The sequence below is a fragment of the Pseudomonas caricapapayae genome, from assembly GCF_001400735.1.
Lineage (GTDB): Bacteria > Pseudomonadota > Gammaproteobacteria > Pseudomonadales > Pseudomonadaceae > Aquipseudomonas > Aquipseudomonas caricapapayae.
The window spans coordinates 25333-50863 of the sequence record NZ_LJPW01000188.1 but is presented as its reverse complement, the minus strand read 5'-3'; the positions used below and the strand labels follow the sequence as shown (position 1 = coordinate 50863).

At 57.4% G+C, this 25531-nt stretch carries 28 protein-coding genes; 10 read left to right on the top strand and 18 right to left on the bottom strand.

Features of this window, described 5'->3' with window-relative positions; translation table 11 throughout:
- Positions 1–77: 77 nt before the first annotated feature.
- Both ALO80_RS28035 and ALO80_RS28030 read left to right on the top strand, forming a co-directional pair.
- A complete protein-coding gene (locus tag ALO80_RS28035; protein ID WP_054987650.1) occupies positions 78–1295 on the top strand; it encodes an MFS transporter in 1218 nt (405 codons plus the stop codon).
- Positions 1296–1579: 284 nt separating this feature from the next.
- Positions 1580–2656, top strand: coding sequence for a diguanylate cyclase (locus ALO80_RS28030; RefSeq protein ID WP_055011326.1), 1077 nt, complete (start codon positions 1580–1582; stop codon positions 2654–2656).
- A gap of 266 nt (positions 2657–2922) precedes the next feature.
- On the opposite strand, the gene ALO80_RS28025 is transcribed toward ALO80_RS28030, so the two are convergent.
- The 4 genes from ALO80_RS28025 to ALO80_RS28015 all read right to left on the bottom strand — a co-directional run bounded on the left by ALO80_RS28025 (position 2923) and on the right by ALO80_RS28015 (position 8218).
- Entirely contained in the window at positions 2923–3642 is a 720-nt protein-coding gene (locus tag ALO80_RS28025; RefSeq protein WP_055011325.1) for a hypothetical protein, read from the bottom strand.
- Between the two features lie 184 nt (positions 3643–3826).
- Entirely contained in the window at positions 3827–4096 is a 270-nt protein-coding gene (locus ALO80_RS30250) for a helix-turn-helix domain-containing protein (RefSeq protein ID WP_083493441.1), read from the bottom strand.
- 470 nt (positions 4097–4566) lie between these two features.
- On the bottom strand, positions 4567–5883 hold the full coding sequence (locus ALO80_RS28020) for an MFS transporter (RefSeq protein ID WP_055011324.1): 1317 nt from the start codon (positions 5881–5883) through the stop codon (positions 4567–4569).
- Between the two features lie 160 nt (positions 5884–6043).
- Positions 6044–8218: a TonB-dependent siderophore receptor gene (locus ALO80_RS28015; protein ID WP_055011323.1), complete on the bottom strand. Its 2175-nt coding sequence runs from the start codon at positions 8216–8218 to the stop codon at positions 6044–6046.
- A gap of 298 nt (positions 8219–8516) precedes the next feature.
- On the opposite strand from ALO80_RS28015, the gene ALO80_RS28010 reads away from it, so the two are divergent.
- Positions 8517–8825, top strand: a complete 309-nt coding sequence (locus tag ALO80_RS28010; protein ID WP_055011322.1) for a PepSY domain-containing protein — start codon at positions 8517–8519, stop codon at positions 8823–8825.
- A 91-nt stretch (positions 8826–8916) separates the two neighbouring features.
- On the opposite strand, the gene ALO80_RS28005 is transcribed toward ALO80_RS28010, so the two are convergent.
- The 8 genes from ALO80_RS28005 to ALO80_RS27970 form a co-directional block, all read right to left on the bottom strand.
- Positions 8917–10083: a PQQ-dependent sugar dehydrogenase gene (locus tag ALO80_RS28005; protein WP_055011321.1), complete on the bottom strand. Its 1167-nt coding sequence runs from the start codon at positions 10081–10083 to the stop codon at positions 8917–8919.
- A gap of 61 nt (positions 10084–10144) precedes the next feature.
- The gene (locus ALO80_RS28000) at positions 10145–10465 is read right to left on the bottom strand and encodes a hypothetical protein (protein ID WP_055011320.1); all 321 of its coding nucleotides are present in this window, start codon (positions 10463–10465) and stop codon (positions 10145–10147) included.
- 255 nt (positions 10466–10720) lie between these two features.
- Positions 10721–11905, bottom strand: coding sequence for a GAF domain-containing sensor histidine kinase (locus tag ALO80_RS27995; RefSeq protein WP_055011319.1), 1185 nt, complete (start codon positions 11903–11905; stop codon positions 10721–10723).
- Positions 11906–12015: 110 nt separating this feature from the next.
- Positions 12016–13191 (bottom strand): PAS domain-containing sensor histidine kinase, encoded by a 1176-nt coding sequence (locus tag ALO80_RS27990; RefSeq protein ID WP_055011318.1) that lies wholly within the window; start codon positions 13189–13191, stop codon positions 12016–12018.
- The gene (locus ALO80_RS27985) at positions 13181–14002 is read right to left on the bottom strand and encodes an alpha/beta fold hydrolase (RefSeq protein ID WP_055011317.1); all 822 of its coding nucleotides are present in this window, start codon (positions 14000–14002) and stop codon (positions 13181–13183) included. Before ALO80_RS27985 ends, ALO80_RS27990 begins: the two co-directional genes overlap by 11 nt.
- 271 nt (positions 14003–14273) lie before the next feature.
- A complete protein-coding gene (locus ALO80_RS27980) occupies positions 14274–14711 on the bottom strand; it encodes a nucleoside deaminase (RefSeq protein WP_055011316.1) in 438 nt (145 codons plus the stop codon).
- Positions 14712–14739: 28 nt separating this feature from the next.
- Positions 14740–15240: a hypothetical protein gene (locus ALO80_RS27975; RefSeq protein ID WP_055011315.1), complete on the bottom strand. Its 501-nt coding sequence runs from the start codon at positions 15238–15240 to the stop codon at positions 14740–14742.
- Between the two features lie 134 nt (positions 15241–15374).
- Positions 15375–16388, bottom strand: a complete 1014-nt coding sequence (locus ALO80_RS27970) for an ABC transporter substrate-binding protein (RefSeq protein ID WP_055011314.1) — start codon at positions 16386–16388, stop codon at positions 15375–15377.
- Positions 16389–16508: 120 nt separating this feature from the next.
- On the opposite strand from ALO80_RS27970, the gene ALO80_RS27965 reads away from it, so the two are divergent.
- On the top strand, positions 16509–16919 hold the full coding sequence (locus ALO80_RS27965; protein WP_055011313.1) for a GNAT family N-acetyltransferase: 411 nt from the start codon (positions 16509–16511) through the stop codon (positions 16917–16919).
- A gap of 23 nt (positions 16920–16942) precedes the next feature.
- Here the strand turns inward: ALO80_RS27965 and def are convergent, their stop codons facing one another.
- The 3 genes from def to ALO80_RS27950 all read right to left on the bottom strand — a co-directional run bounded on the left by def (position 16943) and on the right by ALO80_RS27950 (position 18914).
- A complete protein-coding gene (gene def, locus ALO80_RS27960) occupies positions 16943–17482 on the bottom strand; it encodes a peptide deformylase (protein ID WP_055011312.1) in 540 nt (179 codons plus the stop codon).
- A 46-nt stretch (positions 17483–17528) separates the two neighbouring features.
- Positions 17529–18497: a YihY/virulence factor BrkB family protein gene (locus ALO80_RS27955; protein ID WP_055011311.1), complete on the bottom strand. Its 969-nt coding sequence runs from the start codon at positions 18495–18497 to the stop codon at positions 17529–17531.
- Between the two features lie 225 nt (positions 18498–18722).
- Positions 18723–18914: a CsbD family protein gene (locus ALO80_RS27950; protein WP_055005928.1), complete on the bottom strand. Its 192-nt coding sequence runs from the start codon at positions 18912–18914 to the stop codon at positions 18723–18725.
- 241 nt (positions 18915–19155) lie between these two features.
- On the opposite strand from ALO80_RS27950, the gene ALO80_RS27945 reads away from it, so the two are divergent.
- The gene (locus ALO80_RS27945; RefSeq protein ID WP_055011310.1) at positions 19156–19536 is read left to right on the top strand and encodes a hypothetical protein; all 381 of its coding nucleotides are present in this window, start codon (positions 19156–19158) and stop codon (positions 19534–19536) included.
- A gap of 91 nt (positions 19537–19627) precedes the next feature.
- Here the strand turns inward: ALO80_RS27945 and ALO80_RS27940 are convergent, their stop codons facing one another.
- Positions 19628–20029 (bottom strand): DUF2177 family protein, encoded by a 402-nt coding sequence (locus ALO80_RS27940; protein WP_055011309.1) that lies wholly within the window; start codon positions 20027–20029, stop codon positions 19628–19630.
- A gap of 144 nt (positions 20030–20173) precedes the next feature.
- On the opposite strand from ALO80_RS27940, the gene ALO80_RS27935 reads away from it, so the two are divergent.
- Positions 20174–20806, top strand: a complete 633-nt coding sequence (locus ALO80_RS27935) for a DsbA family protein (protein ID WP_055011308.1) — start codon at positions 20174–20176, stop codon at positions 20804–20806.
- 45 nt (positions 20807–20851) lie between these two features.
- Here ALO80_RS27935 and ALO80_RS27930 read toward each other — a convergent pair whose 3' ends face one another.
- Complete coding sequence (locus tag ALO80_RS27930) at positions 20852–21688, bottom strand: CvfB family protein (protein WP_055011307.1); 837 nt, start codon at positions 21686–21688, stop codon at positions 20852–20854.
- Between the two features lie 305 nt (positions 21689–21993).
- Between ALO80_RS27930 and ALO80_RS27925 the strand changes: the two genes are divergently transcribed.
- The 4 genes from ALO80_RS27925 to ALO80_RS27910 all read left to right on the top strand — a co-directional run bounded on the left by ALO80_RS27925 (position 21994) and on the right by ALO80_RS27910 (position 24668).
- The gene (locus ALO80_RS27925; RefSeq protein WP_002554403.1) at positions 21994–22182 is read left to right on the top strand and encodes a hypothetical protein; all 189 of its coding nucleotides are present in this window, start codon (positions 21994–21996) and stop codon (positions 22180–22182) included.
- A gap of 167 nt (positions 22183–22349) precedes the next feature.
- Positions 22350–22862, top strand: a complete 513-nt coding sequence (locus tag ALO80_RS27920; protein WP_055011306.1) for a hypothetical protein — start codon at positions 22350–22352, stop codon at positions 22860–22862.
- Positions 22863–23006: 144 nt separating this feature from the next.
- On the top strand, positions 23007–23735 hold the full coding sequence (locus ALO80_RS27915; protein WP_054987617.1) for a TorF family putative porin: 729 nt from the start codon (positions 23007–23009) through the stop codon (positions 23733–23735).
- A 69-nt stretch (positions 23736–23804) separates the two neighbouring features.
- Positions 23805–24668: a DUF6279 family lipoprotein gene (locus ALO80_RS27910; protein ID WP_054987616.1), complete on the top strand. Its 864-nt coding sequence runs from the start codon at positions 23805–23807 to the stop codon at positions 24666–24668.
- 427 nt (positions 24669–25095) lie between these two features.
- Here ALO80_RS27910 and ALO80_RS27900 read toward each other — a convergent pair whose 3' ends face one another.
- Positions 25096–25398 (bottom strand): hypothetical protein, encoded by a 303-nt coding sequence (locus tag ALO80_RS27900; RefSeq protein WP_055011304.1) that lies wholly within the window; start codon positions 25396–25398, stop codon positions 25096–25098.
- Positions 25399–25531: the final 133 nt, after the last annotated feature.

Below are 25531 nucleotides of genomic sequence, written 5' to 3'. Positions count from 1 at the left end.
GCGCGGAATATATACCAAAGATAGGAATGCTTTTCTGCAATAAGCTGGCGAACTTATTTTTCTATGGGTTTTGTACCATGCCTTCTCTGGAAACTGCCGCTTCCGGCACCACGAGCAAAAGCTCGACAGGTGCCGGCTTATCTATCGCGATTCTGGCACTGGCCGGCTTCGTGATCGTCACCACCGAATTTCTCATCATCGGACTGCTGCCTTCACTGGCCCGCGATCTGGGAATATCCATCTCGACTGCCGGTCTGCTGGTGACGCTTTTTGCGTTCACGGTAATGCTGTTTGGCCCGCCGCTGACGGCCATGCTTTCACACCTGGACCGCAAGCGTACGTTCATCGTCATCCTGCTGATCTTCGCGGCCTCCAACGCTCTGGCTGCGGTATCCAGCAATATCTGGGTGCTGGCGCTGGCGCGCTTCATTCCGGCTCTGGCCTTGCCCGTGTTCTGGGGCACTGCGAGTGAAACCGCAAGCTTGCTGGCCGGGCCGAAACGCGCTGGCAAGGCTGTGGCGCAGGTGTACCTCGGTATCTCCGCCGCCATGCTGTTTGGCATCCCGCTGGGTACCGTATTTGCAGACGCCGTGGGCTGGCGTGGCGCGTTCTGGGCACTGACGCTGTTGTCTGCGCTGATGGCGGTGCTACTGGCGCTGTCCATGCCACGCCTTGAACCTACTGCAAAGGTGGGCCTCGCCGAGCAGGCAAAAATTCTGCGTGATCCGCTGTTCCTCGCCAACTTGCTGCTGTCCATCTTGCTGTTCACGGCCATGTTCGGTGCCTATACCTACCTGGCGGACACGCTGGAACGCATCGCAGGCATCGAATCGGCTCAAGTGGGCTGGTGGTTGATGGGCTTCGGCGCGGTCGGCCTGATCGGCAATGCGCTGGGTGGCCGTTATGTGGACCGCAGCCCGCTCGGCTCGACCATGGCGTTTGCGCTACTGCTGGCATTGGGTATGACGGCAAGCGTACCCGCCGCAGGCTCCATGCCGCTGCTGGCTGTGGTACTGGTGATCTGGGGCATTGCTCACACAGCGCTGTTTCCGATATGCCAGATCAGGGTCATGAAAGCTGCGCCTCAGGCGCAGGCACTGGCAGGCACCCTGAATGTTTCGGCTGCCAACGCCGGTATCGGCCTGGGATCGATCATTGGAGGCTTGACCATTGAACACTTGGGTCTGAATGCAGTGGGGTATGTGGCAGCCGTTGTTGCAGTGCTGGCCATCGCCGTTGCATGGATGACCGGGATTCAGAAAAACAAGGCAGGGGCGCAACCCGACCTGAGCTGATTTACAGAAGTCACCGGGCAGTGCCCCTGCAAGGATGCAACTACACTGCCCGGCTATTTCAACCTGCAGATGCCTGCCTGTTTCGTCATATTTTTGAACCTGTTTTAACCCTGTACTTGTCAGTTAATTGACTCCATGACAGGCATCCTGCCCCAATGTGCAGCAAATTGACACATCACAGCAAAATGCTCTTCCCATGGCTCCGGCGAACGCTCAAACTCCAGCCTTTCGGTCCAGGGTAATTGTTTCTGACCGATTCAAGAAGTTATGTTCGGTAAGGACCTATGAGCTCATATCACCGCAAGGGACTGGCATTCGCCAAGCGGATCTACGCGCCGAGAGCACTCGGTGTCAGCGTTGGCTTTATCACTGTCGCTGTGTCTTTGTATTACGTGAATGCTGCACACTGGCTTTGGTCGTTAGCCCTGCTCAATGCATTGATCTGGCCACATGTCGCTTACCGAATTGCGAAAAAATCGCACGAGCCCTATCAGGCTGAATGGCGCAATCTGCTTTTCGATTCGCTCATGGGTGGGTTCTGGATCGGTGCGATGGGCTTCAGTGCCGTCCCCAGCGTCACGGTCATCGCAATGATGGCCATGCATAACATGGCCGCCGCCGGCCCGCGTCTGATGCTGCAAGGCTTGTGCGCTCAGGCACTGGGTGTGCTGATCTCGCTGGCCATGCTCAACCCCGCCGTCAATCTGCATGGCAACATGGCGCAGATCTACGCCTGCCTCCCGGTTCTGGTCATCTACCCTATCTTCATCGGCTGGCTGAGCCATCAGGTCACACTGAAGCTCTGGGAGCATCGCAACATCCTGCGCAAAATAAGCCGCACCGACAGCCTGACAGGTCTGCTGAATCATGGCGCGTGGAAGGACCTGCTTGATCTGGAGTACGCAAAGAGTCGCAAGCAGAGCCAGGAAGGCGTCATCGCATTGATCGACATTGATCACTTCAAGGTTATCAACGATACCTACGGCCACCTCATGGGCGACACGGTGCTGCAGAGCATCAGTGACGCACTGATAGAAAACCTGCGTGATTCCGATCTTATCGGACGTTGTGGCGGCGATGAGTTCTGCGTCATTCTGCCCGACACCAGCCTGTCTCAAGCGAGGGAAATCCTTGAGCGTATGCGCCTGGCGATAGATGAAATGACCTACTCTCTGCAGCGCGATCTCAAGGTCAGCCTCAGTATTGGCATCGCCGCTTACACTCCAGAACTGCCCGATGCATCGTCATGGCTGCACGAGGCTGACAAGGCGCTGTACCTCGCCAAAAGCACCGGTCGCAACCGCGTGGCCAGCGCTCAGGATGCACCGCCAGAGCTTCAGCCGCTGATTGCCGATGCCTGACCGGTCAACGCCTGTCCTTGAACAGTACGTCGAACGGGGATGAGAAGTTCTTGATGCCCATCGCCTTCATGAACGAGTTGCGCATGTTTTCTCGCAGGCTTTCCAGAGTAAGTTCTTTTTAGTGCTGTACTTTTTTGCCCCTGGGCGTCCTGACGTTAACGCCTGATAAATCGGGAGAACAGCCCTTGATTAACCATTTTAAATTTTCGCAACCTGCGTCAAGTGCGAATACCTGACCGACCTTTCTACCGCCTCTGAATACGCGCTCAGTCAATAGAAAACTCAAAAGAGGACAGATTTTCCAACAGCCACTCAGGCGTATGTACTTCAAGCAGCGCGGCGACAGGCTGCTCCATGATCAACTTGCCGTAGAGGGTTTCTTCCTGCTCCAGATGAGCAAGCTGGACGGCGCGGTAATTGAGCGGATAGATGCTCTTTTCGATCGGCAGCAACCGGTCGAAGTGTTCGAGCAAGCCGTGGAAGACGATTCGCCGCTCGACAGTGTTGCGTGTCGTGGCAATGAGTTTGACGAAGTACTCGCTGTCCTGACGCCGCAGCGCTTCGCCAGCAGCGTAACGCTCGACCAGTGTGTGCAGCGATGCATCATCGAACACGATGCAGCACAGGTTTTCGCGCAACAGGCCTTTGAACGGGTTTTCGACCGCTGGCCTGCGGCCGTGCAAGCCCAGTATGAACTGCACAGCCCGCTCGGCCAGCCACTTGCGTTTGCGCCCTTCGAGCCGCTCGACATCTTCGAGCAACGGTGCCTGACGTGCATGCGAGCGAACCTGTCGGCAGAGTTTGGCAAACAGGCCAACGGGCCCGGACAGTTTTTTCTGCTGCTCGGCAAGTTGCGCCACTGACAGTGCCGACTGACGGCTTGCCAGACGATGGAAGTCCGTTGTGAGATTCAAACCGGGCCGATGCGGATCCAGCCGCAATGACTGATCGGACTCAGACCGGCCCCGAACAAAACAAACAGTCATGATTGCTCCTTTTTTATTCTTTACGGTTTGTCGCAAGGACGAACGTTGGAAGTCCCCTGTTCCGGACAGCCAGATAGCCGACCACCGGAAAGCAACCGTAGTGCACTGTTGAGGTTATTGAACTTGGGGCACTATCCCGATAATGCTGATCGCCCTGATGAGATATAGGCTGTGACAAGACACATTATGGATGTACTGACTCGTTGCGCAATCCGACAGATGTAGGGGGTCGGTTACACTTCCCCGGAAGCAATAAAGAAACACAACGCGCCATGAGCTCGGCACGTGTCTTTACGCGGTTTTTTCTGAGTAACGAAGACACGTGATCGCGAACCGTATAGTCACTGATACGGAGCTGCCTGGCGATTTCCTTGTTCGTATAGCCCTGCAGCAACAGGCCAAGAACCTCTTGCTCTCTCATTGTCACCCCCATGCCACTTCCCCTTGCCATCATCTTGCCCTAAAGCAAATTTGTAGGATGTTTCTTACATTCGTCTTCCATGACCTAAAAAGTAAATCGGCACAGAAACCATTTTATTTAGTCTGGCTTTTCACTAAAACCGAATAGCAACCCATGCTTTACCAAAAGCAAGCCTGTAAGAAGAATCATCGACTATTAAAATACCGAAGAAATATCCTACATCAAACACAGAACAATTACGCTTATCAACTTATCGAAAGCATACTTGATCCGCCAGCCGAAACACCTCTGAATCGGGGCAGGCAAGAGCAAACCAGATCAACAAACAAAGTAATAAAGAGGGACGCAAGATAGACTTGAGCAAACAGAATTACAATCACTTGTTACAATTGATAGCGCCTGACCGGAGGAACTTTCTTGATATGTTTCATTTTCGCAAACCGCCCACACAGGTAAGCGGCTGGTTGCGAGAACGACGTGCGCCAGCAGAAACAGGCTTGATGCTATCCGCTTCGACCGGTTGCAAGGTCATCCACCACCACACCCCGGCGCAGGCCGAATACCGCAGCGGTCGTCAGCCCCACGCCCCCCATGATCAGGCTGTACAGCACGCAAACCCAGATATTCCAAGGCATCAACGCGATCAGCAACAATGGCGTGGTACTCGCCCAAAAGGCGTAGGCGATGTTGTAAGTGAACGAGATGCCTGACACGCGAATGTTCGCCGGGAACAGTCCGACCATCACCGAAGGCACCACGCCGACAATCCCGCACGCCAGCCCGGCCATGGCATAGGCGAAGCCCAATGGCATCCACTGCAGGATCAGGCTGGCGTAAAGCACGCCTATACCCAGCGGCAGCAGCAGGCTGTAGATCATGACACCGCGCCAGGCACCGATGCGGTCAACCAGCATGCCTGCCAGCACGCAACCGATATTGAGAAAGACGATACCGACAGCACTCAAGGCGAAAGTAGTGCTGGCGCTGATCCCGAAGCGCTGCTGCATGACGGTCGGGGTAATGACCACCAGCACGACCACGGCAGAGGTCAGCACGAACGTCAGCAGCGCAGCAGGCAGCAGGGATTGGCGGTGATCGCGCAGGACCTGACCAAGCGGCAACGTCGGCAGGTTTTCGCGCTGGGCGTGCATGGCAATGAACACAGGCGTTTCATTCAGCCAGCGACGCAGCCATACACCCACTACGCCGAATGCACCGCCCAGCAGAAAAGGAATGCGCCATGCCCAGTCGAGGATTTCACCGGGGCTGAAGACCCTGGCCAGCCAGGTTGCGGTCAGCGCCCCGAGCAGGTATCCAAACGTCAGGCCCGCCTGCAGTACCCCCAGTGCATAGCCCCGATGCCCCTTGGGCGCGTGCTCTGCCACAAATACCCAGGCGCTCGGCACTTCACCGCCGACCGCAGCGCCCTGCAGAATGCGCAGCGCCAGCAATACCAGCGGTGCCCAGTAACCGATCTGTGCGTAGGTGGGCATGACGCCGATGAGCAGACAAGGCAGGGCCATCATCAGAATACTCAGGCTGAAGACTCGCTTGCGCCCCAGCCGGTCGGCGAAGTGCGCCATCAGAATCCCGCCCAGCGGACGCGCCAGATAGCCTGTCACGAAGATCCCGAAGCTTTGCAGCAGACGCAGCCACTCGGGCATGTCGGGCGGAAAAAACAGCTGGCTCAGCGTCAGGGCAAAGAATACGAAGATGATGAAATCGTAGATTTCCAGCGCGCCACCCAGCGCTGCAAGGCTCAGAGTCTTGTAGTCGGCACGGGTGAAAGGTTGGGGAGTGGATTTAACGATGGCCGTCATGAAGCCCCCGATACATGGCTGAAAAAAGCGCCTGGCGCGCACAGGGCGCGAAGAATAGCAAAGCTTGCAGGCGCATGTATCGCCAGGTCCTGCCTGGGTTATCGGCCTGCTGCCTTGCTGCGGTAACCGGCATGCTCAGGCTTCTGAAGCGGTAAATGCCTCAAAAATTGACCGATGCCGACAATCTCGCCGTTCTGGGAGCGCCCATGAATAGGTAATCGTCACCCAGGTACTCGCCAGCATCGCGCCAGTAGCGTTTGTCGAAGAGGTTATCCACGGTCAGACGCAGGACAGTGTCGTAACCACCTATTTTTTGGCTGTAGCGACTGCCGATGTTGAACAACGCGTAGTCGTTGACCTGTACCGAGCCTTCACGGTCAGCGTATTTGCTGGCGCTGTATTGAACGCCCCCGAGCAGCGCAAGCCCGGGAATCGGCAAGCTGTAGTCGGCCTGCAGGGTGCCACGGTAGCGCGGCACGTTGAGCGCCTGGTGATCGTCATAGGCCTCGGTGCCGCTGCCCTCGACCCGTGCCCGAATGGCCGCTGCACTGGCGGACACCTGCAGTCGATCAGTCAACCAGCCGCTTGCACCCAGCTCCAGCCCGGTATTTTTCTGCTCGCCCTGCTGAACGTAAGTAAATGTCCCGTCGTCGTTGGGCCTGGAATACTGGTAGGCCTGACGGGCCTGAAACACTGCGGCGGTAAGGCTCATGCGCTGCCAGTCATACTTGATGCCCGCTTCCAGTTGCCGGGATACGGTCGGTGCCAGAATTTCGCTGGCATTGGTGGTGAACCAGGCCGCCGTACCACCCAGCGACAAGCCCTTGCTGTAGCTGGTGTAGAGCGAAAGATTGTCCACCGGCTTGTAGATCAATGCCGCCTGGGGCAGAAACACGTATCGCTCGGTGTGCCGTGCATCGCTGCCGTCCTCGGCGAAGGCCTGCTCGTCGAGCCGCACCTGACGCCCGCCCAGTACGGTTTGCCATTGCTCGCTGAATCGGATCCGGTCGATGACGAACAGCCCGTACTGGCGGCTGTCCAGACGACGCTCGGTATGTGGCAGCGCCAAAGTCGAGGGTATCACCTGCTCGGGCGACTCATTGATGTTGCCTGACCCGACAAATTCGTTGAAGGTCCCGCGCGTGTCGACGGTGCGACGGTAGGCGCTGGTGCCGAAGGTAAGCTCATGTTCCAGTGATCCGGTGTTGAAGGTACCGGACATGGCTGCTTCGACCTCATCGTTACGACGCGTGTCGTCCGGGCTACGGAAGTCATAGATGTCATAACCACCCTCGGCACTGAAATGATTGGGCACCGCTTCAGCGGCGCAACTGGCCGAGCCATAACAGCCCCACGCAAAGGCGCTGTAGTCATCGATGACCACGCGGCTGCGCGACGCACTCAAGCTGCCCTTCCAGCTGTCGCTGAACCGGTATTCGAAACGCCCGTTCATATTCAGCGAGTCGATACCCACCGGGTTGGACCAGCGTTGATAGCCGAGCAATTGACGTGGTGAAGCGTCGTGAGGCAGCGCTGTGCCGCCGAGCAGTTGATAGCCGGGTACAGAGCGCTGTTCTTTGCTCTGGTATTCAACGTCCAGCTGCAGCAAGGCGCGCTCGCTGATGTTCCAGTCGAATGCCAGCGAGGCGAAATCGCGCTGGCCGTCGGCGTGCTCGACGTATGAGCGAATGTCTTCATGGGCGAGGTTGGCGCGCAGGCCGAACTGCTGTTCGCTGCCGAACCAGCCGCCGACATCGGTCGCGAGGTAGCGCTCGCCATGTTCATTGGTAGAGACCGTGACCGACCGGACGTCCTGTGCACGCTTGGTCTGATAGTTGATGACCCCGCCCGGCTCTGAAACGCCGCTCTGCAGCCCGGACAGGCCCTTGAGCAGCTCGACCTGCTGCTTGTTCTCCAGCGCCACGTTCTGTTCACCGGCTATGCTGCGGCCGTTGATGCGATAGCTGTTGGCCGCGTTCAGCGAGAAGCCGCGCACCACAAAGTTTTCGTAATAGCCCACCGGTGCATAACCGTCGCCGACCGAAGCATCGTTGCGCAGCACGTCGCTGAGAAGTTTTGCCTGACGATCCTTGATCAGCGCCTCGCTGAACACTGAAACCGAGGCAGGCGTGTCCAGCAGCGAAGCCTGATCGAACCCGTAAATCGACGCTTGACCCGCTTTATAGTCGCCGGCGCTTTCCTGCTCGCTGAACCCGGTCACATTGACGGCATCCAGTTTGAGCGGCTCAGCGGCCAGCAACGGCGACGCGACCGCCATGCCCAACGGCAACAATCGCCAGGCGTGACGCATGACAGGTCGGTAGGGCGTACTCATCGATCGGACTCCGCAAGGACAGGTGCCTGGACAGACGCAGTGCACCTTCCGGCAGGGGGCAACCTTTTACGTTCACCGCCGGTTTTTTTCAACCTTTACGTGACGGTCTTTCTGAAAACGAATTGCACTGGAAAACTTTACTTACGCATCGGGCGATAAAGCCGCACGTAAAAACGCTGGGCAGCAAGATAATTAAGCGTGAATTAAGTAAGCGTGGCTAATCTGAATTCAACAAAACCGCTGAACCCTTCGGCGTGTCATGTATCTATTAAAACAGATCAATCAAAAGGAATACCCCATGAAACTCATGCCTGCCCTCTTCGCTGCTGTTGCCCTCACCGCTGCTGCCGGCGTAGCCCACGCCGACATCGGTCCCGACGAAGTAGTACGCCTGCACAAAGCCGGCACCGTAGGTGATTTCGAACAGTTCAATAAACAGGCCCTGGCCGCACACCCTGGCTTCACGATCCACGATACCGAGCTGGACAAGACTGTGACCGGCCAACTCGTTTATCAGATTGAACTCAAGGGCCCCAATCGCGTTGAATGGAACTACGACGTCGATGCCAAGACAGGCAAAGTGGTGCGTGACGCGGAAGACCATTGATTCGCTAGCCTGATGCCGATATTGAATCTGCACCACGCATAAGAAAATTCCCACGTAATTGTGGGAATTTTCGTTTCAAGTTCTTAACACTTCACTGATTGGCCAGCCCGACTTTCAACACACTTCCCTTGTCTTCGTCCGTCAACACATACACGTAACCATCCGGCCCCTGACGCACATCGCGGATACGCTGTTTCATGTCTTTCAACAACCGTTCTTCATGAACGATCTTGTCACCGTCGAATTGCAGCCTGATCAATTCTTCCGTGGCCAGCGCGCCGATAAACAGGCTGTGATCCCAGGCCTTGAACAGGTTGTGGTCATAAAAGGCCATACCGCTGAGGCCGGGTGACACTTCCCAGACTTGAAACGGTACTTTGGTGCCTTCGACAAACTTGCCCTTTGCTTCCGGAATCGGTTCGCCCGAATAGTTGATACCGTGGGTTGCAATCGGCCAGCCGTAATTCTGACCGCGCTCGATGATGTTCAATTCATCACCACCCTTGGGGCCGTGCTCATTGGTCCACAATGTGCCGGTCCAGGGGTTGAGCGCTGCGCCCTGCTGGTTGCGATGGCCATAGGACCAGATCTCGGACCGCACGTTTTTCTGCCCGACGAAGGGGTTGTCTTTCGGCACGCTACCGTCCGGGTAGAGTCGTACGATCTTGCCTTGCAGCTTGTCCAGATCCTGTGCGGTGGGGCGATCGTTGTTCTCGCCCAGCGCGATAAACAGGTAACCGTCGCGATCAAAGACCATCCGCGCACCGAAGTGATTGCCCACCGACAGTTTCGGTTGCTGGCGGAAGATGACTTCGAAGTCTTCCAGACGGGTCATGTCTCTAGACAGACGACCACGCCCCGCTGCAGTACCGGCGGTGTCTCCTTCGGCGGCGGTCTTGCCGCTGCCCTCGGAGTACGTCAGGTAGACCATGCGGTCCTTGGCGAAGTCCGGCGAAAGTACCACGTCGAGCAGTCCTCCCTGCTTTCTTGCCCAGACCTGCGGCACACCGGAAAGCGGCGCGGACAGTTTGCCATCCGCCGACACAATACGCAGGTTACCGGAACGCTCCGTCACCAGAATGCCCTGCTTGTCAGGCAGAAATGCCAATGCCCAGGGATGATCCAGTCCTTCGGCAACCGGGGTGACCGTCACTGTGCCCAGTTCGCTTTTGTAGGTTTGCGCAGCGGCACCTGCCGTCAGTGGCAGGCTCAGGATGGCAGCAGTGCAGCATGTGGCGATCAGGGTTTTTCTAAGCATGAGCGTTTCCTTATGCATTGAATCGACATCCCGTTGTAACCGGGTTCGCGTGGTTAAAGATTCAGTGGGAGCGTTTGGGGTCGGTTGTCGGTGTAGAGGGACGCGGGGCAGTCTGGCGTGTGGGATACCCGTTGCCGATACCGCCGTTCTCCAGAGAAGGTTTGCGCACAGGCGGCGCAATATTGGGACCGGGAGCACGCGGCGTGATTGATTCGGTGCCCTGACGGCTGTTGGGATTGGAGCGCTTGATCGGGCTGTTGTAGGGGTTGCTGCTGGCGCTGTTGTCGAGGGTGCTGCCTGGCAGCGTTTGCGCCTGCGCAGCACCGATGCCACATGCAGCAACAAGTACGCCCCCTGCAAGACTTCGCAAAAAACTGTTCATCACTACCTCTTGGTAAAGGTGAAAACGCCGAAGGGAACCGTGAAGACTCAGGCCTTTGATGGCAACCGAGGCCTCAGGTTCGACCCGGCGGTGTCGATGAGCAAGCGAAGCGGTGTGAGAGTTTGTAACAAGGATGGTCAGAGCCCACGGCCAGCGGAAGGCAAGCAGTCACAGGCTCGAGGTATTCGGGAAGCAGAAGTGCTACGCCGGCAGGCTATGCACCATCACAGGCATCTGGTTGGCAAAGAAAGACCGTTACGCTGCCTTCACCGGCATGCTGAAGGTAAATACAGTACCGCGCTCTCGCGTCGAGCACACATCAAGCGCACCGCCATGCGCCACGGCTATCTCGCTGGCGATATAAAGGCCCAGCCCAAGCCCGGCTTGCGGTTCGTCAGTGATGGGCCGCGAATACGGCAGGAACAGCTGCGAACGAACCGACTCGGGGATCGGCTCACCCTGATTGGTAACGCTGAGCAGAAACAGATTGCCGTGCACGCCCGCCGCTACCTCGACCGGGCTTTCCGGATCACCGTGACTGATGGCGTTGGACACCAGATTGGACAGCAGTTGCGCGATCCGCTCGTGGTCGCAACGAATACGTTCCAGCGTCTTGATATCCGAACGAATCAGCCGGGACGGGTGAACACGCCGTATCTCCGACACCACATGCTCGAGCGTATCGTCCAGGCCGTGCGCCTCATGCATGCTGAGCGGAATGCCATGGCCCATACGGCCACGGGCAAAATCGAGCACGTCATCGACCAGTTGCGAAGCGCGCTTGCCAGACGTCAGGATGTGTTGCACGACCTGCAAAGACTTTTCATCCAGCGGACGGCGCAGCAGCAGTTCGGCACCGGCATTGATGGCAAACAGCGGATTGCGCAGGTCGTGTCCCAGCACGGCGATAAACTGTTCCCGCAGCTCTGCTACCTCACGCTCGGCCAGGAGGTCATCACGCACCTGCTGCAGATTTTCTTCTGCCTCGATCTGCAGGGCCAAGAGACGCGCGAACGATGTCATCATCGATTCGATGGGCGTGCCTGTCAGTCTGGCGGGTTTGGGGTCCAGCGCGCAAATGGTGCCGAAGAAGGTGCCATCGGAGAGAAAGATGGGCACCGAAATATAGCTCTGAAAGTTGTACAGACGCGGCGTATGGTGCGCGCAGAACAACGGATCCTCAGCGACATGATCAATCACCACGGCCTTGTGGGAGCTGCGAATCTCATGACAGATCGTACTGTGCAGTTCCAGCTCTGCGCCGGGTTTCAATCCGAAATCCAGTTTGTCCAGAACCGCACACGCCGTCCAGGAGCTTTCGGTGACACGCGCCACGGCGGCAAAACCCAGACCGGTGGATTCGGTAATCACTTGCAGAATGGCAGGTACCGCGCTGATCCGGCTGATCGTGGTCACATCATTTGAAATGGATTGCCGCATGGTGAACCTGTTTTGGCCTCAGAGTGATAACGCAGCGTTCAGTTTAGGTCTGTAACGAATTTCGTGCACCTGCAAATAGGCCTCGTTGCCCAACGAGGCCTGGCCTTTCCTCAGGTGGCAGGACGCGGGAAGGAGACCGTGAACGTTGTGCCTTCTTCAGCCGAAGAGCGAACCGTAACTTCCCCCAGATGGGCTCGAACGATCTCGCGGACGATGAACAGACCCAGCCCGACGGTTCGGGTTTCGTCGCTGTCGCTGACCACGCGTACGACGGGCTCGTACAGGTCGTCTACTTTTTCCATCGGTATCGGTTCGCCAAAATTATGCACCGACAGCTTGACCAGCCAGGTATCGAAGGATGACGTGATCAACACCTCGCTACCCTCCGTACCATAGTTAATGGCATTGCTCACCAGATTGCCAAGCATTTGCAGCAGACGATCCGGATCAGCCGAACAGGCACCCTGCCCTTCGCTACGATGCGTCAGCACTCGGTGCGGGAAAGCCTGACGCAGCTCTTCGACGCCCCGGGCCACAACTGCATGCAGATCGATAGGCTGAGGGACGACGGCAATACCACTGCCGACGCGGGCATGAGTGAAATCCAGCAGATCCACAATCATGCGTTCGGCACGGTCAGTGGAATGATGGATGTGGCCGAGAATCCGCTCCTGCCGCGACTCAAGCTGCGTGCGCTCAAGCAGCCCGGCAGCCATCTTGATCGCCGCCAGCGGATTACGCAGGTCGTGACTGACGATACCAATCATCTGTTCGGCAAAAATGGCTCGTATTTCCGCCTCGGCATGGGCCAGACGCAGGCGATTGCGCGCCGAGGTAAGCTCGGTCTGGACGGTCATCTGTTGCTGCAGCAACTCTTCGGCGATCTTGCGCGAAGCAAGCAGTTCGCGTTCGTACTTGTTACGCTCTTCGGCCATGAACACGGCCACTTCATGCAGCGCCCCCGACGAGTGCTCACGGCGTACCGCATTGAGCATCATGGGAATGGCACGACCATCGGCATGGATCAACTCGACCTTGACCTCGGCGATTGAACCCTGAGTCTGTAACAGCGGTGCCCAGTGGGTCTGCAGAAAGACTTTGCCAGCCACCGTCAGCAGATCCTGAAAGCGGCGTCCTGCAACAGCATCTGGCTCCAGGCCCAGCCAACGGCAGAACGTCAGGTTGGCCCGCTCGATGGTGCCATTGGGCAGGGTGACCAACAGACCGCAGGCCGCATGTTCGTACAGGTCTTCTGTCACTGGCAGACTCACCTGTTCAACCGTCATGGGCAGCAACTTGGTAAGGCGCCAGAAACTGATTCATGGCGGTGATACATTCCTGTGGCGCGCTCATATGCGGGTAATGCCCTACGTTATCGATCATGTGCAATGTGCTGTCGGCAATGACGCGGTGCAGATACTCGCCAACCTGAACCGGCACGACCAGATCGTCGCTGCTTTGCAGAATGAGCGTCTTGCTGTTGAATCGCGCGACATCGGCACGATGGTCGGAGAGGAAGGTCACGCGGGCAAACTGCCTAGCGATCTCGGCGTTGGTGCGGCAAAAGCTCTCGGCGAGTTCTTCACCCAGCTCAGGCCGGTCCGAAGCCCCCATGAGCGTCGGAGCCATAGTGCTGGACCAGCCCAGGTAGTTGCTTTCCAGGGTTTCAAGCAACGAGTCGATATCGGCGCGAGTGAATCCCCCCAGGTAATCACCGTCGTTGAGGTAATGGGGAGAGGGACCGACCATGATGTGACCTTCGAAGCGGCCGGGCGACTGAAGCTCGGCAAGCACCGCGATCATGCAACTGACCGAGTGGCCGACATGCACAACCGGCCCGTCTCCGGCGAACTCGTCGACCAGTTCCAGCAAGTCGCTTGCATAGCCCTTGAGCGATGCATATTTGTGCGGATACCAGGCCGACACGTCCGAATCTCCGCTGCCTACCAGGTCGAACAGCACGACCTTGAAGCGTTCTGCGAAGTGCGGTGCCATGAACCGCCACATGTGCTGATCGCAGCCGAATCCGTGAGCAAAAATCAGAGTGGCCGGTCCGTCGCCCACGATGTTGACATTATTGCGCTGTTGGACCGACATATCAGGCTCCAGAAATGGCCAGGTAACCGGCTTGGTGTGCTTACCATAATGATGAGAGGAGATTATCACCGTTAAAGGCACACTAGTGGCACAAACAGCATTTTAAGGCTGGAGCCAGAGAAGTTCGACGATGGGCAAAAACCTGATGCGAACGTGAATCGCATCAGGGAACGCGAAGGATGACACATTGCGTCACCCTTGTTCAGTCTGGCGGGACAGTCACTCAAGCCTGTCCGGGGGCGAGAATCCAATGATGATCAGCGTTCAACCGTTACTCGCCGATGTCTTCGTTCCATACCTCGGGCTTGCTGGCGATAAAGCTCTGCATCATGTGCTTGCACGCTTCGTTATCCAGCACATCGATCTGCACCCCGCGTGAGCGCAACAATTCTTCCTCGCCCATAAAAGACTGGTTTTCGCCGACGATCACCTTGCGAATACCGTAAAGCAGAATCGCGCCACTGCACATCGCACAAGGAGACAGTGTGGTGTAGAGCACCGCTTCCCGGTAAACACTGGCCGGTTGGCGACCGGCGTTTTCCAGCGCATCCATTTCGCCGTGTTTCGTTGCACTGCCCTCTTGCACGCGGCGATTGTGGCCCCGGCCAATGATCTTGCCTTCGTGGACGATGACCGAGCAGATGGGGATTCCTCCTTCCTTCAGCCCGAGTTGCGCCTCATCGATTGCAGCCTGCATGAATGCGTCCATGGTTTTGCCTCATATCGTCAAATAGCGGTCAGCGTTGCAGTGCTGCCTGGGCATTGCCCAATGCACGACTTACAAATTGTCCCAGCAGCTCCGAGGACCGCGCTTTCATGTCGGCACTGACCTGGGTGTTTCTGGCTCTGAATCTGCTCACCAGAGAAGGCGAATCCTCGCCCTGATTGAGCGAGCGCAATTCCTCTGCGGTAAAGGAATGAGCGTAAGCAGCGGCAAGGTTGCGGTCCCACTGAGCCTGGTACTCCGGCTGGAGGCGCTGCAGTTCTTTTTGCACCAGTTCCTGAGCTTCTGTCTTGCCAATCGCCTGCACGATACCGGCAAACGTCGCCGTGCGCGAGGCGACCTGATAGCCCAGCCAGGCGAGACCCTCACCCAGCTTGCGTTGCTCCACCAGTGCCAGCGCGGTGTCATCGGTCTCTTCGGCGTTGACCGGGTGCGTCACGTCCAGGCACAGACAGGCCATGAGTGCCAGACAGGTCTGCCACGCACCGCGCGAGACCTGGATAGGATCAGCCATGGCTCCTCCTGAGCATGAGTTGACCGAGTCCTGAACTTAACAGCTCGACGACGCTTTACCACCCGACACGTCGCATAAAGGCCATTGATGACGTTATCAGCTATGCCCTTTCCAGCACCGCCGGTGCGCAACAGTCAAAGACTGCTGCTGACTTTTGCGGCCACATCGGCCGGCAACCACGCCTTCCAGACCTCGGGATGTTGCTTGAGGAACCTGGCGGCGGCCACGCTGGCGTCCTCGTGCTTTTCACTCATTTCACCCAATGTCCGGTTAAGCAGATCAATCGGAAAATCGACCTGTTCGAAGACACTTACCAGCTCAGGGTATTGCTTGCTGAATTCAGCAGAGACACCGATAGACAGCGTGGCCGCCAGCGAGGACGTGCCACGCGGGTCTGGATTGCCGGGGTCGGTCAGGGTTTTCCAGGCTTCGGCATCAAAGGCGGGTTCATCCAGCTTTATCAGCTTGTACTTGCCCAGCAGGGGTGTCGGTGACCAGTAGTAGAACAGCACGGGTTTACCGCGCCGGATGGACGATGCAACCTCTGCATCCAGCGCTGCACCGGACCCGGTGCGAAAGTTGACGAAGCTGTCTGCCAGGCCATACGCCTTGAGCTTCTGAGTATTGACGATCTCAGAGGTCCAGCCGCTCGGACTGTTCAGAAAACGGCCCTTGCCGGGCGCTTCGGGGTCCTTGAATACATCTTTGTAACGCGCCAGGTCGGCAACAGACTTCAGGTCGGGAGCTGCGGGCTTGATTCCCTTGGCCGCATCCCCCTTGATCACGTACTCAGGCACCCACCAGCCTTCGGTTGCACCTTTGACAATGTTGCCCAGGCCAAGCACTTTGCCGTCAGCCTCGGCTTTGACCCACACCGGGCTGCGTCCGGTCCACTCTTCGGCGATCACCTGAATGTCATTTTTCGCCAGTGCGGTTTCCAGGCTGACGGTGCTGCCGGGCAAGGTATCCGTCGGGTAGCCATAGCCCTTTTCGACAAGGGTGCGCAGCACCTCGGTGATCAGGCTGCCACTTTCCCAGGTCAGCGCACCAAACTGGATAGGCGTGTTTTTTTCAGCGGCCACTGCCGTCTGCCCAAGCAGCCCCAGCGCCACAAGCGAACAACCCAACAGTCGTGTTATTGATTTCATGCTCACCTCGAATGGCGCGGGAAAAACCGGTCTGAAACTATCGACATCAGCCTGCGGTAATTAGTTGTGACGGCTTCGGCCTCTGTATGATGCGAGGCCCATGTTTCGAGCCTGCCAGCGATGTCCGAAATCCGCTTCTGCCCATTGCCCGATGAGTGTCGTCCGCTACTGGGCAAGTTCTATCGCGAACACCAGTCGTCAATGCGTGCGGCCAGCAAGGGTCAGGCGTGGGTGGCCAGGCAGGCAGAAATCGTCGGGGCCTTGTGCCTGACGCCAGTAGCGGAGGGTCATTGGCTGACGGGGCTGTTCGTTGCGCCTGCGATGCGCGGAAAGGCGGTGGCTCGAGGTTTGATCGATGCCGCACTGCAGCCACAGACCGGGCCGGTCTGGCTGTTCTGCCATCCTGATCTGCTTGGGTTTTACCAGCTCGCCGGGTTTGCGACAGCTCAGCGTCTGCCACAAACCCTGGGCGAGCGGTTCATGCGCTACAGTCGCAGCAAACCTCTGATTGCCTTGTGTCGCCAGGCTTAGTGGCTTTAGCGGGCAGATGACGATCATTCATCGGCATTCGGATCCATGTCCGGGAACATCACGTCCATAAAGCCGAACTTGCTGAAATCGGTGATGCGCGACGGGTAGAGACGCCCGATCAAATGATCGCATTCATGCTGAACGACCCGCGCGTGAAAACCGTGGGCAACCCGCTCGATCGGCTGGCCGTTCGGGTCGAACCCTTCGTAGCGAATGCTCTGATAACGGTCCACCATGCCCCGCAACCCTGGCACCGACAGGCACCCTTCCCAGCCCTCTTCAAGCGTCGGGCTCAACGGGGTGATCAGCGGGTTGAGCAGAATTGTCTGAGGGACCGCTTCAGCCTGGGGATAACGTTCGCTGCGCTCGAAGCCGAAAATGACCAGTTGCAGATCAATGCCGATCTGCGGTGCTGCCAGGCCCACACCGCCCACGCTGTGCATGGTTTCGAACATGTCGGCAATCAGCGTATCGAGTTCGCTGCTGCCGAACATGTCTGCCGGCACCGGAGGGGCGATGCGCAACAAGCGCTCATCGCCCATCTTCAGGATGTTACGGATCATGACTGCCTGTCCCTTGCCTAAAAGGCAATCTTGCCACAGAACGCGATCAGGTTTCGTCAGCCTTCTGCAGCGGGACCGAGTGATCGCGGCCCAGGCCGGAAACGTGCTGCTTGCCTGTTTCGCTGCTTTCCTCTCCAAGACCATCGCCTGCTTCTTTCTCGCCTGCATCCTTGCCCTCGGCGGACATGTGCTCGATCACGGTATTCATTTCCGCCCCCAGCAACAACACGGCAGCTGAAATATAGAAGTACAGCAACAGGACAATGATCGCGCCGATACTGCCGTACATGGCGTTGTAGTCGGCAAAGGTCTTGACGTAAAAACCGAACGCCAGTGAAGCGACGATCCATACCACCACGGCCAGCACCGAGCCAGGGGTGATAAAGCGAAACTCCTGTTTGACGTCAGGCATCACGTAATAGATCAGCGCCACAGCGACCATCAGCAGAATGATGATGGCTGGCCAGCGCAGGATGGTCCACAGCGTCACGATGAAGTCTTCCATGCCGATCTGTGCGGCTATCCAGTTCATCACCTGCGGCCCCAGCACCATAAAGGCTGCCGCCGCCAGTAACATGCCGGCAATGCCTACGGTGTAGAGAATCGACAGCGGCAGTCGCTTCCAGATGGGACGCCCTTCCACTACGTCGTACGCAGCGTTCATGGCGCTCATCATCAGGCGCACACCCGCCGAGGCGGTCCACAGCGCGATCACGATACCGATGGATAGCAAGCCACCCTTGGACTGTTGCAATTGGTCAATGACGGGGTTGACCTGCTCAAGGGCCTGAGGCGGCAAGAGGAATTCCGATTGCAGGCGCAACCAGGAGAAAAAGTCAGGCAAATGCAGAAAACCGATCAAGGCGATCAGAAACAGCAGGAACGGGAACAGAGAAAACAGCATTTGATACGCCAGTGCCGAGGCATAGGTGGACATCTCGTCGTCGAGAAATTCGTTGACGGTTCTCACCAGCACTTTGCTGACTTTCAATTTACGTAAATGGGGGAAAATCATGGCGCTTCCTCTCGCTCCCTTACCGGATAACCTTACATCCTGAAAACCGGTATTTTGCATACAGTGTCTCGCTCACTTTAGCCAAGACGTGAATACCGATGGCACATTGACTGAACAGGTCGTGAAAGGTTTCAGTCCCGCGAAGCAGAAAGCATAACGGCCATCCATGGATGACCGTTATCGGTATTGCCTGCTCCCGGCCGGAAAACGCCGGGATCAATCGACTCAGGCCTTGTCGACGCCCTTCTTGATCGCGTCCTTGGCATTGCCTTTGGCCTGCTGGCCTTCGCCTTTCAGCTCTTGCGCCTTGCCTTCAGCCCGCAGTTTGGTGTTATCGGTGGCCTTGCCAACAGCCTGCTTGACGTTACCAACTGCTTCGTTGGCCATACCTTTGGCTTTATCGCTGGTGCTGCTCATCGGAAATCTACTGGGTCTGAAGACCGCGCTGGAATCGGATGTCGTACTCGACAAAAGGTTGACCTGTCGCCGCTGCGAAGAGTTTCAACTATTTTCGAGCCGCTCCGTGCCGCTCGTCTGCCACCTCACAGGTGCGCATTCAGCCCACTGATGGCGAGTTTGCACCGAGGTTTGTGCGAGAATGCGCGCCATTGTTGTCTGGCAGGGCCGACACGCTGACAAACCGATTCACAGGAACGTTATGAAACTCGATAAAAAGCTGGCCATTGCACGCAGAAACCAGGATCTGGGCGGCGCAGTGCTCGGCGTCAACAACACGCACTTCGCCGTACTGGACCCTAAAAGAAACATCTGGTGGTTTGACCTGCCGGTGCCGCGCCTGCAAGTAGGTCAGTACGAATGGCTGCACCTGTTGCTGCACACCCCTGAGACCGACCGGTTACTGCACCTGAAAGTGACCACCGTGTTCATGCGCGACCACATGGAAGGCCTTGAGGTACGCAATGCGGACAAGCGCAAACCGACCGTCAGCCTGGAACTGAGCGCCGACAAGGACTCGTTTCTCAAGGACATGCGCCCCAAGGGCAGCAACCTGAGCTTTGCCGGCTTCCTGCAAAAGTAACGGCGAGCACAGTGACTGCAACTGCGGCCATGCTTGTGCACGCGTACCGCAAGAAAGTTGCCAGCCAGCAACTTTCTTTCGGCGCATGGCTTTAGGCAAACCGGCGCACCGCCAGATACCCTGCCGTACCCGCCAGCGCCGACACCAGCGTGCCCCACGCAAGGTCGACCAACGCCAGCCGGGCAGGCCAGCCCTGCAAGGTGGCCCAGTTGGTCAGGTCATAAGTGCCATAGGCAATCAGCCCCAACAGGCCGCTGAACAAGGTCGCGTGGCTCAGTCGCTGCTCTCTGACCGCCGGCAGCACGCCAAAAAACACCACGCCCGCCCCGTAGAGCAGATAGAACGCTATTGCAGGCCCTGCCACGGGTGTCGCAAGCATCAGCGGTCCGAGCCATTCACGGTAGGTCGGCCCCATGAGCACGCCCAGCCATAATCCGTCGAGGATCAGAAACGCCAGCAATGTGCCGACGTAAGCGATCAGTAGTTTTTTCATGGCGCGTCCTTGATGAAATTCCGGGTCTGGGAAAGCCCGCCTCAGGGTATGACCGACCAAAGGTAGACAACGATCCGTCCAACGTCAGGACTTTTAAAAGGCCAAGGGAGTCAGTGTTAGTTAGCGTTATGGAGTTTTAACCAAATGAACACTGTTGGACCCTTGAAAATCGATGTCTGGAGCGACTATGTCTGTCCGTTCTGCTACCTGCAACTGACGGTCCTGGAACAGCTTCAGCGTACCTATGGTGAACAGCTCGAATTCAGCTGGCACGCCTTTGAACTGCGCCCCGATCCGTTGGCGCTGCTTGATCCGAATGCCGATTATCTGCGGGAAACCTGGTCACGATCAGTGCTGCCGATGGCCGACAGACGCCAGGTCATGATGAAGATGCCAGCCGTGCAGCCGCGCAGCCGCAAGGTTCTGGAAGCGGCCGCGTTTGCCAGAAACGCAGGAAGTTTTGACAGATTCCACAAGGAGGCTTTCAAGGCGTTTTTTGAAAAAGGCCTGGATATAGGCGAGACACTTACGTTGCTGGACCTGGCTGCAACCACCGGACTGGACCGGCAAGCCATGGAGCGGGCACTCAACGCCAGCGAGTATGAAAGCACCGTGCTGGAAGATCAGCAATTGGCGCAGAAGCTAGGCCTCAGAGCGGTGCCGGTCCTGCTGCTGCGACGCAATGACGAAGCACTGGAGCAGGCCCGGGTATTCAACGGCACTTTGCCGTTCGACCGCCTGAGTCGGGAAATAGACGCGCTTTCAGCCTGGTCCTGAGGCGCACCGGCTGCGCACTCAGGTATCCAGGCCACAATGCTCGGTTCAGACCAGCTCGATACGATCGGCGTGAATCACGATCTGACCCTGCTTATACAAGGCACCAATAGCTTTCTTGAAGTTGCCCTTGCTGACGCCGAACAGGTTGCTGATGACCTGTGGATCGCTTTTATCACTGACGGGCAGCGTGCCGTTGTTCTCGCGCAGCCTGGCGAGAATCTTGGAGTTCAGACTGCTTGCTGCCTCTGCGCCTACTGGCTGCAGACTCAGGCTGATGTTGCCGTCGGCACGGACTTCCTTGATGTAGCCTTTTTCCTGCTTGCCGGCGCGCATGAACTTGAACACTTCGTTCTTGTGAATCAGGCCCCAGTGCTTGTTGTTGATGATCGCCTTGAAGCCCATGTCGGTCGCTTCAGCCACCAGCAGATCAACCTCCTGCCCTACGCTGTAGCTGGCTGGAGTCTTGTCCAGATAGCGATCAAGACGCGCAGTGGCGGTGATGCGCCGCGTGTGTTTGTCGAGATAAACGTGGACCACGCAGTAGTCACCGGCCTGCAGGGTGCGCTTCTCTTCGGAGTACGGCAGCAACAGATCCTTGGGCAGCCCCCAATCGAGGAACACGCCGATGCTGTTGACTTCAACCACCTTGAGGCTGGCGAACTCACCGACCTGCACTTTGGGTTTTTCAGTGGTGGCGATCAGCTTGTCTTCGCTGTCCAGATAGATGAACACATTGAGCCAGTCTTCATCTTCGGTAGGAACGTCCTTGGGGATATACCGGTTGGGCAGAAGGATTTCACCATCCTGCGCACCGTCCAGATACAGACCGAAGTTCGTGTGCTTGACGATTTGCAAGCTGTTGTAGCGCCCGATTAAAGCCATTTCCAGATACCCTCATTACGTGGGCGGCATTCTACCCGACTTTGTGGCCGGGTTCGCGCTGCATGGCAGAAGGTGCCGGTGCAGCTTCCACTCGTCAGTTTCCCGGCTTGAAACGTTTTGCCTCATCTGCGCGGCGCAACGCTTCACAAGGAAAAACTTTCCTTTGAAAACATGGCGTTAGATTTTATTGCGTAAAACCGACGCCACTCGGCGCACAGGCTGACCTCGGGCGAATGCCATATTTGCCAAGCAATAATCAAGCGTTTCCTGTACTCTGGCTGGCCGTATTACGTTTATGAAGGTAAATGGCAGCCATGCGTATCAAAGCATCCCACTCGAAAGCCAAACCCGCCCCAGCCGTTGAAACGAGCGACTCGATCAACGCGCAGATTGCAGCTTTCCTGAAGTCCGGCGGTGAAATCCAGCAAATTGCCAAAGGCGTGAGTGGCCAGACCTTCGCACCGTCCAAGCAGATCAATCTCGGTAAAAAGTAAAACCGCGCCCTGCCTGTCGATCTCTATGCGCCTTGACGCTCAAGGCGCTAGATTGACCATCCTTCGCTGGATATTCCTCCGGTCACGCTGCTACTCTCTCCTCTGATATCACTATGACCACGAGCTGGATCACGCTCTGGACGTTATCTCCTTTGTGGAATGCTCGAATGAAGAACTGGATGCTTTTCGGCGCACTTGTCTACCTTGGCGGCTGCGCATCGCAGCACTGCGAAAACGGCCCAAACGACAGTCAGCTCACCGACAGCCCTTGCCGGGCAGAGCATCTGCTCTATCAAAACGACATGCTTCAGGCCAAGTTGCTGATCAGCGAAGACAACCGCGAAAACTACGAACTGGCTGAAGCCATGCTGCGCCGTGCCGCGCTTGACGACGCGTCGGGCGAAGCCGAGTTCTATCAGGCTGTATTGCTGATTCGCCAGCAGGCCGATCACAAACAGATCATCGACTTGTTGCAAACTGCTGCAAAACACAAACATCCGTTGGCCATCGCTCTGCTTTCCCAGCAATTGAGCGTCAGTGATCCCAAACTTGCCGAGCGCTATCAAGCCGAATACGCGCAACTGGACGTCGCCAGGAGCGGCTACCCTTCGTTTCAGCAGGCGCTGGTAGTGATTCGCGGGTTGATCATCCCGTCCGCACGCACCACTGCGGCTAACTGACACACAACGGATCGACGAACGGTGCGCCCGCAGCACATTTCAACGGTATGCTTGCGAGGCTCTAGCTCGCGGCTTGTGTCGGCTCCTGAGCCATTTTCGATACGCCATCCCTGACCACACTCCTCGCAGATCAAGGAGTGAGCCATGCTCAGTCATCGCTTACATGTGCTGTCTTTCAGCGCCATGATTGTCTGTCAGTCCGTCTCTGCCCAGGTTATGGAGCGGGATCTGGGCGACTTCGACCTGAAACTTGCCACTACGCCTACACGCAGTATGGCGCAAGGCCTGGTGACGCCCAGCGGCGGCTCGGGTTCCTTTCATGGCGGGCTGGACCTGACCCACGAGAGCGGCTTCTACTTCGGACAATGGGCACCCAACATGGGCTTCGCCTCCGATACAGGAATGGAGCTTGATTCCTACATGGGCTTCAAGAAGCCTTTCGATAATACCCTGGGCTACGAGCTGGGGATGATTCGTTACAGCTATCCCGACACCAGCCAGATCGACAGCCACGAGTTCTACGCCGGGCTGCGGATGCAAAACAGCAGGATCGGTGCCGCATTCAGTAACGATGTCGGCACGCGTGACAGCACAGTATTTGTCGATCTGGGTGCCATCGAGCAATTGGGGGTGGGCGTACGCATGCAATATGCCAATCATCAGTTCGACACCCCGCAGTCTTCCGCCGACGGTGGGCTGATCAACGGATTCAACGACTGGTCGCTGAACCTGTCACGCCCCTGGCTGGGCATCGACATGAACCTCATCTACAGCGGCTCAAGCCTGAGCGGCGGCGATTGCAGCGTCTATAGCGGTCACAATGCCCGCTGCGAAGGGACGTTCACGCTCAAAGCGGTACGGTCCTTCTTCTAAAGCTCGAAACCGGTTGAACTGCCAGACGCTACACTCCTCTACTGCACGTCAGTACGCCAAGGAGTTGTCATGCAGTCTTTATTCAAAGCCCTCATCACGCTGATGATGACCGTGTCACTGCTTGCAGGATGCAACCAGGTCGGACTGGCGTATCGCAATCTCGACGTGATCATTCCCTGGACGCTCAGCGATTACCTGGATATGAACTCGGAGCAGAAAAGCTGGCTGGATGTACGCCTCAAGCAGCACTTGAGCTGGCATTGCAGTACCCAGTTGCCGGAGTACCTGACCTGGCTGGACAAGCTTGAGGACATGGTCAAGAACGACCAGGTAACCTACGAGGGGCTGGAGGCTCGCACTCGCGAAGCCAAAGAAGCGATCGCGAAAATATCGAAGGAAATCACCCCGTCTGCGGTAGAACTGCTTTCGCGCTTTGACGACAAGCAGGTGCAGGAGATGCAGGAGTCGTTCGCCAAGGATCAGCGCAAACGTGAAAACAAATACCTCGAGCAGCCACTGGAACGCCAGGTCGCGGAGCGTGCCGATCGCATGCAAAAACGCCTGACGCCGTGGATCGGCAAACTCAATCAGGCGCAGAAAGACCGCATTCAGACCTGGTCCGCTTCCCTCGGCGAGCAGAACAAGGCCTGGATCGAAAACCGTACGCGCTGGCAGAACCTGTTCCTCGCCACTGTCCAGCAGCGTCAGGCCAGCGACTTCCCGCAACGTATCGCGGCACTGCTGCAGGACCGTGAGACATTCTGGACGCCTGAGTATCGAAAAGCCTACGACCAGACAGAGAAGGCAGCGATATCCTTGATTGTCGACATCACGGCCATGAGCACCCCGGAACAACGCTCCCGACTGCTGAGCCGGATCGCCGACATGCGCAAGGACTTTACCGATCTGGATTGCCTGAAGTCGCAGAAGTGACCCGATAGCCCTCTCACCACAACTATCGTGCCCATGCTCCGCGTGGTATGCCGTTACGGGCGCTCTGCGTTCTGCCTTGAGCACGCGGCGCGGCGCAAAATCGTGACGCGGAGCGTCACCCAAGGCATTCCCACGCGGAGCGTGAGGAACGATAGCTCTCTGACTACGATAGCTCTCTGACTATCGTGCCCATGCTCCGCGTGGGCACGCCGTTCCGGACGCTCTGCGTCCTGCCTTGAGCGCGGCGCGGCGCGGCGCAAAATCGTGACGCGGAGCGTCACCCAAGGCATTCCCACGCGGAGCGCGAGGAACGATAGCTCTCTGACTAACGATAGCTCTCTGACTATCGTGCCCATGCTCCGCGTGGGCACGCCGTTCCGGACGCTCTGCGTCCTGCCTTGAACTGGCATGCGGGGTGTCAGCGGTTTCAGGCGATCTGTGGCTTTTTAGCGATGGTGTCGAAGAGCACGGGGTCAAGCGGGTCGCCTGCCTGCTCATTGAGCACCTGGCGCGGATGATCATTGCCCGGAATGCTGCTGTCGATCAAAGCCAGCAAGCTTGCGCCACGCTTTGTAAGGATATAAGTCGAGCCATCTCCGCCTTCCTCGCGAGGGCGCGGTTCGATATAGCTGCGATTCAAAAGCGTTTCGAATTCGGTGGATGTCGGATGGGTGCCGTTGTTCTGCACCTCGTGCAACAAACGCTCGATAAGGTCCCAGTTGTAAGTCATTTTTCTAAACCTCCGTCCAGCATGGAATGATCACCCATGACTTCCAGCCACAGGCATGCGACTCAGAGTTTGTGACCTGCGGGGTTTGTGGCGGTTCACCGGAGTTGCCGGACGGCGTGAACAGGCGTTGCCT